This is a genomic window from Aequorivita viscosa (assembly GCF_900106795.1).
GTDB lineage: Bacteria > Bacteroidota > Bacteroidia > Flavobacteriales > Flavobacteriaceae > Aequorivita > Aequorivita viscosa.
Genome location: NZ_FNNS01000018.1, coordinates 1 through 14,040, shown reverse-complemented (window position 1 = coordinate 14,040; position 14,040 = coordinate 1). Strand labels below are relative to the sequence as shown.

The window sequence follows — 14,040 nt, the reverse complement described above, 5'->3', positions numbered from 1 at the left end:
TATAATTTAACTTCAACCAACACCTTTAAATTTCTTGTTAATTAAAATTCTTATCTGTACTTTTAGGTTATGACAGAAGCCGCCATAGAAAAAGAAAACAAAGAAATTGCTAAACAATATAAGCAGTTATTAAAGATTAGTTATCGTACTTTATCCAGCGAGGATAAAAAACTGATACGCAGTGCTTTTGACCTCGCCGTCGATGCACACAAGGAACAACGTCGCAAGAGTGGCGAAGCGTATATTTTCCACCCAATAGCCGTTGCTAAAATTGTTGCTTCCGAGATTGGTTTAGACGCTACTTCTATCGCTGCAGCACTTTTACACGATGTTGTTGAAGATACCGATTACACTTTAAACGATATTGAACGCTTGTTTGGAAGTACCGTAGCACGAATTGTTGACGGGTTAACAAAAATTGCTAACATATCAATGTCTGAAGATGTCTCGATGCAGGCCGAAAACTTTCGGAAAATGCTTCTTACATTAAGCGAAGATGTTCGTGTAATTATAATAAAAATTGCGGATCGACTGCACAATATGCAGACTATGGATTCCATGCCGTCGCATAAGCAACAAAAAATTGCTTCAGAAACACTTTATATATACGCTCCCCTAGCCCACCGCATTGGCCTTTACAACATAAAGTCTGAGTTGGAGGATATGGGGCTCAAATTTACAGAACCCGATGTATATGCCGACATTCTGGGCAGAATCAAAGAAAGCAAAGAAGAGCAAGATGCCTATATTGAAGCTTTTAATAATGTAATAAAAGAATCTTTAGATGCCGAAGATTTTAAATACGAAATCAAAGGCCGACCTAAGTCTATTTTCTCCATTCGAAAAAAAATGCTCGCGCAAAATGTGACTTTTGATGAGGTTTACGACAAATTTGCCGTAAGGATTATTTACGAAAGCACTCCTGAAAACGAAAAATTCTTTGCTTGGAAGATATATTCTATTGTTACAGACCATTTTCGTCCAAATCCTATTCGACTCCGAGATTGGATTTCTTCACCTAAATCTACTGGGTACGAAGCGCTTCACATAACGGTAATGGGACCAAAAGGTAGATGGGTAGAAGTTCAAATAAGAAGTCAAAGAATGAACGAAATCGCTGAAAAAGGTTTCGCAGCACATTACAAATATAAAAACAAAGAAAAGGAAGAAGCCGGACTTGAAAGTTGGCTAAATAAGTTACAAGAAACACTCGAAAACTCAGACTTAAGTGCTGTGGATTTCGTGGAAGAGTTCAAATTAAACTTATACGCCAAAGAAATATTCGTCTTTTCACCCAAAGGAGATTTATATTCCCTTCCAAAAGGTGCAACGGCATTAGATTTTGCGTTTCACATACACACCGAAATAGGAATGCACACTCGTGGAACAAGAGTAAATGGTAAATTAGTTCCGCTAAGTCACGAGCTTAAAAGCGGTGATCAAGTAGAAGTTATTACTTCCGAAAATTCTAGACCAACCTCCAACTGGTTAAATTACGCTACAACCGGTAGGGCAAGATCTAAAATAAAAACTTCACTTAAAGACGAGAAAAAACAAATAGCAGAAGACGGAAAAGAAATTCTAAAAAGAAAACTAAAGTCATTAAAAATAAATCTAGACGAAAATACCATCAATCAAATGGTAGTTTATTTTAAGGTAAAAACAAGTTTAGATTTGTTCTATCGCATTGGTGCTGGTATTATTGATAATCAAAAGCTGAAAGAATTTGCTTCATCTAGGAGCAATGCTTTTATAAGTTTCTTTAAAAACCGAATTAGAAAGCCAGACAAGCCTGAAGACATCCACAAAGACGAAATAACTGAAAAACTCGACCAGTTAGTCTTTGGGAAAGATGAGGATAAACTTGACTATAAAATGGCTAACTGTTGCAACCCCATTCCTGGCGACGACGTGTTTGGCTTTGTAACAGTAAACGAAGGCATAAAGGTTCATAAAACCAACTGCCCGAACGCTATACAGCTTCAAAGTAACTATAGCTATCGAATTATGCCTGCAAAGTGGATTGATTCTACACAAAGAGAATTTAAAGCCATTTTAAACATTAGCGGAATCGACACCATCGGTTTAGTAAATGAGGTGACAAAAGTTATCTCTGGAAACCTTCATATTGATATGAAAAGCGTTCACTTTGATAGTAATGACGGTGTATTCACTGGAAAAATTGTGGTAATAGTAAAGAATAAAACCATCCTCAATAATTTAGCCGAAAACATCCGAAAAATAAACGGAATCGATAAAGTAACTAGAGTCTAAAATTTAAGTAACTTTGCAGCCGTAAATATGAGTTCAAAAACCGAAATATCGAATCAGGAAATCGTAAAAAATGTTTTTACAGATTTTCTCGGAGAAAAAGGCCACCGTAAAACGCCAGAACGATTTGCTATCCTTCAGGAAATCTATGACCACGACGACCATTTTGATATTGAGTCGCTGTACATAAATATGAAGAATAAAAATTACCGCGTTAGCCGTGCCACGCTATACAATACAATAGAATTGCTTTTAGAATGCGGCTTAGTTCGAAAACATCAGTTTGGGCAAAATCAAGCGCTGTATGAAAAATCTTATTTCGATAGTAACCACGACCACATAATTCTTTCAGATGGAGAAGTTATTGAATTTTGCGACCCACGTATTTACTCTATTCAAAAAACTATTGAAGAGATATTTAATATTGATATAAAAGCACATTCTCTATATTTCTACGGAACCAAAAAAACTCCCGACACCAACACAGACGGGAACAATCATAAATAATATTATGGCAGTTGACTTACTACTTGGATTGCAATGGGGAGACGAAGGCAAAGGAAAAATTGTCGACGTACTCACAAAAAACTACAATATTATCGCACGTTTCCAGGGCGGTCCAAATGCAGGACATACGTTGGAATTTGACGGCATTAAACACGTTCTAAGAACAATTCCTTCAGGAATATTTCATACAGATTCCATAAATCTTATCGGTAACGGTGTTGTAATAGATCCCGTTGTTTTTGTGAAAGAATTGGAAGGATTAGACAAATACAAAATAGATTACGTCAAAAATCTATTTATTTCTAGAAAAGCACATCTTATTTTACCCACACACAGGTTATTAGACGCTGCTTCCGAAGCCTCTAAAGGAAAGGCCAAAATTGGTTCAACCTTAAAAGGAATTGGCCCAACATATATGGACAAAACGGGGAGAAATGGAATTCGTGTTGGCGATTTAGAACTTGATAATTGGCAAGATAAATATCGAGCTTTGGCCGATAAACACGAAGCCTTGATTGCTTTTCACGATGTAGATGTGCAATACGATTTAGCCGATCTTGAGGCTGAGTTTTTTGCAGCTGTCGAAACCTTAAAAAAACTTCGCTTTATCGACAGTGAAGAGTATATACACCAAGCCCAAAAGGAAGGAAAAACAATCCTAGCCGAAGGAGCTCAAGGTTCTTTATTGGATATCGATTTTGGAACCTATCCGTTTGTAACCTCATCAAATACTACTGCCGCTGGTGCATGTACAGGCTTAGGCGTACCTCCAAACAAGGTAAAAGAAGCCTTCGGAATTTTTAAAGCATATACTACCAGGGTTGGTAGTGGCCCCTTCCCTACTGAACTTTTTGACGAAGTTGGTGAAAGAATGGCCAAAGTTGGAAGAGAATTTGGAGCAGTTACAGGCAGGCCAAGACGCTGTGGTTGGTTAGATTTAGTAGCTTTACGATATGCCGTTCAGGTAAATGGGGTTACTCAGTTAATTATGATGAAAGCAGATGTTTTAAGTGGTTTCGATACCCTAAAAATCTGTACTGGTTACAATTATAAAGGTGAAACCATTCATCACTTACCTTTTAATATCGAACCAGAAAACGTCACCCCTGTTTATACTGAAATGAAGGGCTGGAAAGAAGATTTAACGGGAATGGACCAAGCCTCACAGCTTCCAAAAGCGTTAAACGACTATATCGAATTTCTTGAAAAAGAATTGGAAGTTCCAATCAAAATTGTTTCTGTAGGCCCAGACCGAAAACAAACCATACACAGGAACTAAGATTTCGTTTTTCTGTAAAGTTTTAAAAGTATTCTACAAGGTTTCAAAAACACCCTGCAAGGTTTCAAAAACATCCTGCAAGGTTTCCAAAACCTTGTAGGTATATAGCGAATTTAAAAAGCGACCTATTTGAAAGCAATTTCATTACACAATCTTTTTTTTCTCATCCTATTCATTTTTGGATCAGGTATTTATGCTCAAGAAAAAGAAAAGGTCGACATTCAATCAGGTTATTTAGAGCGTCGTCCTGATTTTCCCGATGCTGCCATTTACACAAAAGATGAAACCGGACAGGTTTATATCGTTCACGAAGGCATTGAAATGTGGTGCGATCAAGCTTTTGTCTACATAAAAAACAATTTTGTAAAAGCGTACGGAGATGTTCGTTTAACGCAAGGCGATACTATTTCGTTACGCAGCAAATACGCTGAATACAACGGTAACACTCAATTTGCCTTCGCCAGTGGAGACGTGGTTTTAACCGAACCTAAAACCACACTTGAATCAGACACCATTTATTTTGACCGAGTAAAACAGCAAGCTTATTATCGCTCTGGCGGAACAGTTCGCGACACAGCAAGTGTTTTGACGAGTAAATCTGGAAGATATTTTGCCGAAAGCAAAAAGTATCAATTTCTTTCAGACGTAAAGATTGTAAATCCAAAATATACTGTTAATAGCAATCAATTAGATTTTTTTTCAGAATCAGGAGCTGCATATCTTTATGGTCCTTCTACTATCGTTAGTGAATCAAGCACGGTGTATTGCGAAAGAGGTTACTACGATACACGTGGCGACACAGGTTACTTTGTTAAAAACTCTAAAATAGATTACGAAAACCGCACCCTATACGGTGACAGCATCTTCTTTGATCGAAACAAAAGTTTTGCATCCGCAACCAATAATATTAAAGTGTTGGACACTATGAATAAAAGTGTGGTTCGGGGGCATTATGCCGAAGTCTTCCGCGCAAAAGACTCCGTTTTTATCACAAAACGAGCGGTTGCTATTACTGTTCAAGATAACGACTCCATTTATGTTCACGCAGACACGCTTCAAATAACAGGAAAACCCGATAACCGAATTCTCAAAGGGTTTTACAAAGCTCGGATGTTCAAGCCTGGCAAATTAAAGGCTGAACCAATGAGCGGTAAATGCGACTCTATTTATGTAGATGAAAAAAGAGGGATTACAAAGCTCCTTCGAAATCCTGTTTTATGGAGTGGAGAAAATCAAATGACTGGAGACACGATCCATCTTATTTCAGATACGCTTACAGACAAACTAGATACTTTAAAGGTGTTTAACAATGCGTTCTTAATTCAAAAAGACAGCATGGGCTTCAATCAAGTTAAAGGAGAACGACTCATTGGCCTTTTCACCAATAATGAATTAGATACTGTAAACATCAATAAAAACACTCAAGTTATTTACTACTCTAGAAACGATAAAGAGGAATTAATAGGTATAGACAATACGGTTTCCAGCTCAATCCAGATGTATCTCGAGGACCAGCAAATTACGGGCGTTCGATTTATTAAAAAAGCAACTGGCAAGGTTTATCCACCTTCTATGCTTCCTGAGAATGCACGACTTTTACCAGGATTTAACTGGCGCGGTGATGAACGTTTATTTTCAGTTGAAGACCTATTTAAGGGAAAGCCGAAACCTAAACTTCCAAAAATAACCGGAATTCCATTGCCAAAAGACGAAGGCGAGTTTTTTGAAGAAGTCCCAGACGACGAGATCAATTTACCGAAGGAATCAAAACTTTCTCCAAAAGACCTTCAAGCTCGACCTAGCGACCCAAAACCCGAAACTCAAGAAAGTGAGACGGAACAAAAAGCAACGGAATAAAAAAGTGATGATTCCATAGTTTCGAACAACAATATTCAATGTTTTTGTCAGTTACACAAGAAAGATTTAATAGTACACTTTAGCTTTGCTATACCATATCTTCGGAATAGAATGAAAGACGATTTTTTTAAATACCAAGCACAAACAACCCCACATCCATTGGCTGTGGAAATTTCGCATGCTAACGGCAGTTATATTTACGATACTTCCGGCGGAAAGCATTTAGATTTTGTGGCAGGAGTTTCAGCTTGCACCTTAGGGCATTGCCATCCACGAGTTATTTCGGCTATAAAAAATCAAGTCGATAAATACCTGCACGTTATGGTTTATGGAGAATACATCCAACAACCAGCTGTTGCTTTAACAAAATTACTTTCTGAAAACCTTCCGGAGCAATTAAACACCACATATTTGGTAAATAGCGGTACCGAAGCTATCGAAGGCTCTTTAAAACTTTCACGTCGCGCCACGGGACGAAGTGAAATACTTTATGCGGTTAATGCCTATCATGGAAACACTATGGGTTCTATGAGCGTGATGGGTTTTGAGGAAAGAAAAAACGCTTTTAAACCATTGGTGCCAGATTGTTTTCCTATTACTTTTAATAACGAAAGTGATTTATCGCAAATAACAACCAATACAGCTGCCGTTATTCTGGAAACCATTCAAGGTGGCGCAGGTTTTATTCAATCTGAAAATGATTATTTATTAAAAGTCCGCAAACGTTGTGATGAAACGGGAACACTATTAATTCTTGATGAAATACAACCCGGATTTGGACGGACTGGAAAACTATTCGCCTTTGAACATTTCGGTATTGTTCCCGATATTTTGGTTATGGGAAAAGGGATGGCTAGCGGAATGCCAATTGGAGCTTTTACAGCTTCACGTGAAGTTATGACACTGCTTCAAGACAATCCAAAATTAGGTCATATTACCACTTTTGGAGGCAATCCGGTAATCGCTTCGGCTGCTTTAGCTACCCTTCAGGAGTTAACCGAAACTGATATAATAGAACAAACACTAGAGAAAGAACAGCTTTTTAGAAAATTACTCAAACACCCCAAAATCAAAGAAGTACGCGGAAAAGGCTTAATGCTAGCTGCTATATTAGATTCGCCAGAAGTGGCAACGCAAGTAATTCTGAGTTGTAAGGAACACGGATTAATCCTATTTTGGTTGCTTTTTGAAGGTCGTGCCTTGCGAATTACTCCACCACTAACAATAACAACTTCCGAAATTGAAGCAGGATGTGAGATACTGTTAAAAGTTTTGAATGGTTTGGAGAATCAATAAAACAGTATTAACTTGCTGTTTTTAAGCACACTCCCCTTTTTAAGAATGTTGATAAGTCCGTTAACAATAAACACGGCATAACTATTGATTTCCCCTTTTCATTATTATCTTTAAATACAGAAGAAACCGTTAAACCGTGCACTATGCAATTAAGTCCAGACGAGCATTCCAACTTCTCCCTAGCTAGATTTGAGTCGATGTTGAAGACGAATAGCGTCCTCTTTTTCGATTCAGAAGAATTTGAAGAAATAGTGCATCATTACCTTGAAAATGGTAAAATTGCACTCGCTAAAAAAGCTACGAAACTTGGCTTAGAGCAACATCCTACTTCTATTAATTTGAAGCTGTATCTCATCGAAATGTACATTTTCGAAAACAAGCTAGAATTAGCCGAAGAGCTTTTAGATGTATTAGCTCAACTGGAACAAAGTAACGAAGAAATTTATATTCAAAAAGCCAATATTTTTTCAAGAAGGGATAATCATGAAGAAGCGGTTAGACTACTTGAAGAAGCATTAAAAATAACCAATGATCCAGCAGATGTCCTTTCTTTAATGGGAATGGAATATTTGTTTATGGATGATTTTGAGCACGCAAAACTATTTTTTATACGCTGTTTAGAAGAAGATCTGGAAGATTATTCCGCTTTATTCAACGTAATTTATTGCTTTGAATATTTAGAACAGTACGAAGAGGCGATTGAATACCTAACCGAATATTTAGACAACAATCCTTATTGTGGTATTGCTTGGCTTCAGTTAGGAAAACAGTACTACAAATTAAAAGAGTATAAAAAGGCACTCGCAGCTTATGATTTTGCAATTATCAGTGACGATAGTTTTATTGGGGCGTACCTTGAAAAAGGAAGGGTTTTAGAAAAATTGAAACGATATGAAGAAGCCATCGAAAGCTACTCGATCACTTTAGGTCTTGACGACCCAACCTCTTATGCATTTCTTCGCATTGGTAAAAGTTATGAAAAATTAGGAAACACAGAACTGGCGCTTCAATTTTACACCAAATGTGTTGAAGAAGATGGGCTTTTAGACAAAGGTTGGATTGCAATTACCGATTTTTATTTTAAAAGCCAACAGTACCAAAAAGCGCTTTATTACATCGAAAAAGCAATAAGTATAGATGCCGAAAATGTAGCTTATTGGAAACGATACGCAAAAATAAATAACCGCCTAAAGCATTTTGAAGAGGCCGAAGTAGGATATAGAAAAGCATTAGAGTTAGGCAACTACGAATTAGAATCTTGGTTAACCAGAGGAGATATTCTTACCAATTTAGGTGAATACGAAGCCGCGGTTAACAACTTTAATCAAGCATTAGAATTCTACCCTAGAAATGCAGAAATTGAATACCGATTATCAGGGCTTTACTTTTCGCTTCGTGAAGGATCTAAAGGTGAATTTTATTTAAAAAATGCGCTAAATTCTGAACCCGAATATTTAATGATTATCGAGGAAATCTTCCCACTTGTGTTCCGAATGAAAAAGGTGAAACAAATAATAGCACAGCACAAAAACCCATCTCTTTAAATTGTTTACTTTTGGGGTTTATCATAAAAAATTATGCCTCAAAGAAATTTTCTTCAATATTTAGTAATTACCGCAAAAGGTCTTGCAATGGGTGCTGCCGATGTGGTTCCTGGTGTCTCGGGAGGAACTATAGCCTTTATTTCAGGTATTTACGAAGAGCTAATTGAAACTATTCATAAACTTGATTTCGGAATTTTTAAAATTTGGAAAAAAGAAGGTTTTTTAAAAGCTTGGAATGCCTACAATTTATCTTTTCTTCTAGCCTTATTTTCTGGAGTTTTTATTAGTATCATCTCACTCGCTAAATTAATTACTTGGCTATTAGCTGAATATCCCGTAATGGTATGGTCATTTTTCTTTGGCCTTGTAATAGCAAGTATTCTTTATGTAGGCAAGCAAATATCTCGCTGGCGACTTTCTATTGTCTTAGCGCTTATCATTGCTTCAGTTGCATCATATATGATTACTATTGCCGACCCCGTAGGGTCTCCAGACAGTTTATGGTTTTTATTCCTTGCAGGGTTTATAGCTATTATTGCGATGATTCTCCCAGGTATTTCTGGTGCTTTTATTCTATTACTTCTAGGTGCGTATACAGGGGTAATTGGCATTATTACCCAATTTGGCGACGGCATTACAACTATGGACGGTTCATTGTTGTCTGAAGCGCTTGGAAAACTTTTAATCTTTGGGGTTGGTGCTATATTCGGACTTAAAATATTCTCGAACGCATTAAATTGGATGTTTAAGCATCATAAAGACACAACATTGGCGGTTTTAACTGGGTTTATGATTGGCGCCTTAAACAAAATTTGGCCCTGGAAAGAAGTGCTTCAATATCGGATAAATCACGATGGAGAGAATATTCCATTTATTGAAAGAAGTATTTTACCACAGAATTTTGACGGTGAACCTCAAATAATTTTAGCAATTGCTTTTGCTCTCGTTGGATTTCTAACCATCTTTCTTTTAGAATTGTTCGCAAATAAAAAAGAAACTGGAGTTAATTTAGATAAATCATAATCGCAAACCAATATAAGGTAACATCAATGCTCGAGTCTTGAAATGTACGAAAATCGTTCACTTTCCGATAAAGTTTGGTTAGTCCTAAAAGGACTCGGGATGGGTGCGGCCAATAAAGTGCCTGGAATTTCAGGAGGTGTGGTTGCTTTTGTGGCAGGCTTTTACGAAGAATTTATCTACTCCCTACAAAAAATCAATAAAAAAGCTTTTAAACTCCTTTTCAATGGTCGGTTTAAAAGCTTTTATCGTTACACAAATGGGCAGTTTCTCGCACTTCTAATTTTAGGAATGGTAATTAGCTATTTCAGTGTTTCTAAAGTTTTGGATTACCTAATTGTCCACTATCAACTCTATGTATGGAGCACGTTTTTCGGAATGATTATAGGATCTATATACTTTATAGCCAAAGACTTCGGGGAATGGAACAGAAAATACATTGCATACCTATTAATGGGAATTATTGTTGGTGTAGCCATAAGTTTTTTAGAACCTGCAAAGGAAAACAGTAATCTCCTTTTCGTTTTCTTTTGTGGTATTATCAGTGTGTCGGGAATGACCCTGCCCGGACTTTCAGGTTCATTTATTTTAATTCTTATAGGCAACTATGTTTTATTGCTAGTCGATTCCGTAAACGCGCTTTTTGATACTTTTGCAAATATTGTACAATGGGATTTTAGTTGGATTCACAATACAGAACGCATTGAACTCTTAAAAATATTAGCCGTTTTCTCGTTGGGCTCTTTAGTTGGATTGGTTTCGCTCTCTCACCTCCTAGCCTATGTTTTAAAACGATTCAAAAAAGCTACGTATGCAGTAATTATAGGTTTTATTTCAGGTTCTTTGGGCGTGGTTTGGCCTTGGAAAGAAGTAATTTACAAAACTGATGTTGCTGGACAAATCATTTCAGACTCTAAAGGAAGATCTATAATAAAAAGTTATAATCGCCAATTTCCTACCGAATTCGATACAGAAACTTTTTTAGCGTTGGTTTTTATAGTAGTAGGAATTTTAATTGTGCTGAGCCTCGATTGGTACGACAATTATAAACGAAAAGTAAATGGCTAAATTTGGATTAATAGGAAAAGATATTATTTACTCGTTTTCAAAATCGTATTTCACCGAAAAATTTGAAAAACAAGGGTTGCCGCATACATACGAGAACTTTGATATTTCAACTATAGAAAGTTTTTCAGATATAATTTCAGAAAACACCAAGCTAGGCGGTTTAAATGTTACAATCCCGTATAAAGAAAAAGTAATTCCGTATTTAGATGAACTCGATGAAACGGCGAAAGCAATAGGAGCTGTCAACGTCATTAAGGTTTTAAAAAACAATAAACTCATTGGCTACAACAGTGATTATTTTGGATTTCAAGATTCCCTCAATAAGTTTTTACCGCTTCAACAAAAAACAGCACTTATTTTAGGAACGGGTGGCGCTTCAAAAGCCATTGCTTTTGCATTAGATAAGTTAGGTTTTGAATATAAATTTGTGAGTCGCTCTAATGGTTCAAATTCATTAAATTATTCCGATTTAAATCAAACATTAATTGAAAAACACCTTTTAATCATCAACTGTACCCCTCTTGGCACCTCTCCAGATATTAATGCCGCTCCCCCTATTCCCTATCAGTTCATCACCAAAAACCATTTGTTGTTCGATCTAATTTATAATCCTTCAGAAACACAGTTTTTAAAGCGAGGAAAAATTTGGGGTGCAAGAACATCTAATGGACTAGCAATGCTAGAGTCGCAGGCGGAAAAAGCATGGAAAATATGGAATTTGTAACAACCAACAAAAAGTAGCTTGATGCTTTGTCAATTCAGCGGTTGTTAGTATATTGACCAACTTATAAAACAGAACACGAACCTCAACATTGAAACAAATGTCCAACGAACAAGCGTCTCCGGAAGAAAATGAAAAAGTAATTCCTTCCACCGAAGTCAATCAAGAATCTCAAGTTACTCCAGAAAATACTGTAACCACTGAAAAGACACAGGAATCGATCGAGTCTGGCAGCTCCGAAACAAACCCTTCATCTAAAACCCCTACGGCCTTAGAGTTAGAAGAAAAAAAGGGTATCAAGGATGAAGCGAACAGTGCAGCTGTATCTTCTGAAAATGATGACGACAACGAAGATGAAGACGAAGAAGAAGTAATCTCGTCTGAGGATGACGAATCTGACGACGATAAAGAAGAAAAGGCTCAAAAGGACTACTCAACACTCTCTAAAAAAGAATTGATCGCGGAGTTTGAAAATCTGCTTAAAACCCAGAAAATTCAGGACATCAAACATGATGCAGAGGAAATTCGGTCTGAATTCAACAATAAATTTAACGAAGAACTCGAGCAGAAAAAAGAGGAATTTCTTGCCGAAGGTGGAAACATTATCGATTTCCATTATACTACACCATTAAAAAAAGAATTCAACTCGCTGTATTTTGATTATAAGGAGAAGCGAAATAATCATTACAAAAACCTCAAAAAAGATCTTCAAGGAAACCTTAACAAACGATGGGAGTTAATTGAAGAATTAAAAAGCCTTTTGAGTGCCGAAGAAAACATTAATACCACCTACAAACACTTTAAAGATATTCAAGAAAAATGGCATTTGGCGGGTGCAATTCCTAGGGACAAGTACAATACTGTTTGGAACACCTATCACCACCACGTTGAAAACTTCTACGATTTTCTTCATTTAAATCGCGAATTCCGTGATCTAGATTTCAAACACAATTTGGATGCTAAATTAAAACTAATTACCCGTGCAGAAGAACTAGCCCAAGAAGCAGACATAAATAAAGCTTTCCGCGAATTGCAAATGCTTCATAAAATGTGGAAAGAGGAAATTGGCCCGGTTGCAAAAGAATATCGAGACGAAGTTTGGGATAAATTTAGCGAAGCAACTAAGGTTATCCACGACAAACGACAAGAGCAAATGGCTGAAATGGAAAAAGAATTCCAAGCCAATTACGAAAAGAAAAAGCAATTTATTGAAGGCATAAAAGAAACAACTGAAACAGCGAAACCTAGTCATCAAGGATGGCAACAAGCTATTAAAAAGGTGCAAGAGCTTAGAGATGGATTTTTTAATACAGGAAGAGTTCCGCGCAGTAACAATAAGGAAATATGGAAAGCATTTAAAGATGCTACCGGCAACTTTAATCGTCAAAAAAACAGCTTCTATAAAAATCAAAAGAAGGAGCAATTTACCAATCTAGAGAAGAAGCGAGAGCTTATTAAAATTGCAGAGGAAAACAAAGACAGTGACGATTTTGAAACCGTTACTGCCCTTATGAAGAAAATTCAAGACGATTGGAAAAAAATCGGTCACGTACCTCGTAAAGACAGTGACAAAATATGGAAGCAATTTAAAAAAGCATGTAATCATTATTTTGACCGTGTTCACGCACAAAAAAACGAAGCGAATAAAGAAGAAGTCGGTAATTATGAATCTAAACAAGCAATGCTAGATAAAATATCCAGCTTTGAATTAAGCGGAGATCACAAAGAAGACCTCAAATCTATTAAGAAATATATAGCTGCTTGGAAAGAAGTTGGTCGCGTGCCGTACAATAAGCGTTTTATAGAGCAAAAATTCAATAAAACGTTAGATGGTCTTTTCACGAAATTGGATTTAGGAAAAAAGGAAACCGAATTAATAAAATTTGACAATAAGCTGAATACACTTGTAAATCGTGATGACGAACGCAAGCTTCAGAACGAACATTTCTTTATTTCTAAGAAAATAGACGAAACAAAAGATGAAATCCGTCAATTAGAAAACAATTTGGGCTTTTTCCATCACGTTGATGAAAATAATCCTATGGTAAAAGAAGTTCATAACAACATAGCTCGCCACAAAGAACAATTGGAAGTTTGGAAAGCAAAACTGTCAAAAATTAAAGAAGTTCGACAGGAAAAATAAGAATCTAGAAATTTATAATCGACACTATCCCGCTAAGTGTGTAAGTTTAAAATAACAGGGGTTAGACTTTTTAAAGTCTGACCCTTTTTTCATAGATCGTTAGGAACTGATTTAAAATGATGCCCCAGTTCCTGATAGGCATTGTCCATTTTTTGGTTGCTTCGCGTACAGACAAATATACGGATTTCATTACGGCATCGTCTGTTGGGAAAGAAAGTTTGTTCTTGGTGTACTTTCTTATTTTCCCGTTCAGGTTCTCGATAAGGTTTGTGGTATAGATAATCTTCCTGATCTCCAGAGGGAACTCATAGAACACCGTGAGCTCTTCCCAGTT

At 36.6% G+C, this 14,040-nt stretch carries 11 protein-coding genes; 10 read left to right on the top strand and 1 reads right to left on the bottom strand.

Going from position 1 to position 14,040, the window contains the following annotated elements; genetic code table 11:
* The first annotated feature begins 69 nt into the window (after positions 1–69).
* The 10 genes from BLW28_RS10850 (at position 70) to BLW28_RS10805 (ending at position 13,706) form a co-directional block, all read left to right on the top strand.
* Positions 70–2,274, top strand: coding sequence for a RelA/SpoT family protein (locus BLW28_RS10850; RefSeq protein WP_073218734.1), 2,205 nt, complete (start codon positions 70–72; stop codon positions 2,272–2,274).
* Positions 2,275–2,301: 27 nt separating this feature from the next.
* Positions 2,302–2,778 carry a Fur family transcriptional regulator gene (locus BLW28_RS10845; protein WP_073218732.1) on the top strand — a complete coding sequence of 159 codons (477 nt, stop codon included), beginning with the start codon at positions 2,302–2,304 and terminating at the stop codon, positions 2,776–2,778.
* Between the two features lie 4 nt (positions 2,779–2,782).
* On the top strand, positions 2,783–4,057 hold the full coding sequence (locus BLW28_RS10840) for an adenylosuccinate synthase (RefSeq protein WP_073218729.1): 1,275 nt from the start codon (positions 2,783–2,785) through the stop codon (positions 4,055–4,057).
* Between the two features lie 129 nt (positions 4,058–4,186).
* The gene (locus BLW28_RS10835) at positions 4,187–5,914 is read left to right on the top strand and encodes an OstA-like protein (protein WP_073218727.1); all 1,728 of its coding nucleotides are present in this window, start codon (positions 4,187–4,189) and stop codon (positions 5,912–5,914) included.
* Positions 5,915–6,025: 111 nt separating this feature from the next.
* A complete protein-coding gene (locus BLW28_RS10830; RefSeq protein ID WP_073218724.1) occupies positions 6,026–7,210 on the top strand; it encodes an aspartate aminotransferase family protein in 1,185 nt (394 codons plus the stop codon).
* 143 nt (positions 7,211–7,353) lie between these two features.
* The gene (locus BLW28_RS10825; RefSeq protein ID WP_073218721.1) at positions 7,354–8,754 is read left to right on the top strand and encodes a tetratricopeptide repeat protein; all 1,401 of its coding nucleotides are present in this window, start codon (positions 7,354–7,356) and stop codon (positions 8,752–8,754) included.
* A gap of 33 nt (positions 8,755–8,787) precedes the next feature.
* Positions 8,788–9,777: a DUF368 domain-containing protein gene (locus BLW28_RS10820; protein WP_073218719.1), complete on the top strand. Its 990-nt coding sequence runs from the start codon at positions 8,788–8,790 to the stop codon at positions 9,775–9,777.
* Between the two features lie 42 nt (positions 9,778–9,819).
* A complete protein-coding gene (locus BLW28_RS10815; RefSeq protein WP_073218716.1) occupies positions 9,820–10,842 on the top strand; it encodes a DUF368 domain-containing protein in 1,023 nt (340 codons plus the stop codon).
* Positions 10,835–11,566, top strand: coding sequence for a shikimate dehydrogenase family protein (locus tag BLW28_RS10810; protein WP_073218714.1), 732 nt, complete (start codon positions 10,835–10,837; stop codon positions 11,564–11,566). Before BLW28_RS10815 ends, BLW28_RS10810 begins: the two co-directional genes overlap by 8 nt.
* A gap of 97 nt (positions 11,567–11,663) precedes the next feature.
* Positions 11,664–13,706, top strand: a complete 2,043-nt coding sequence (locus BLW28_RS10805) for a DUF349 domain-containing protein (protein ID WP_073218711.1) — start codon at positions 11,664–11,666, stop codon at positions 13,704–13,706.
* Positions 13,707–13,776: 70 nt separating this feature from the next.
* On the opposite strand, the gene BLW28_RS10800 is transcribed toward BLW28_RS10805, so the two are convergent.
* On the bottom strand, positions 13,777–14,040 hold a 264-nt coding region (locus BLW28_RS10800; RefSeq protein ID WP_143036869.1), incomplete at its 5' end, for a transposase.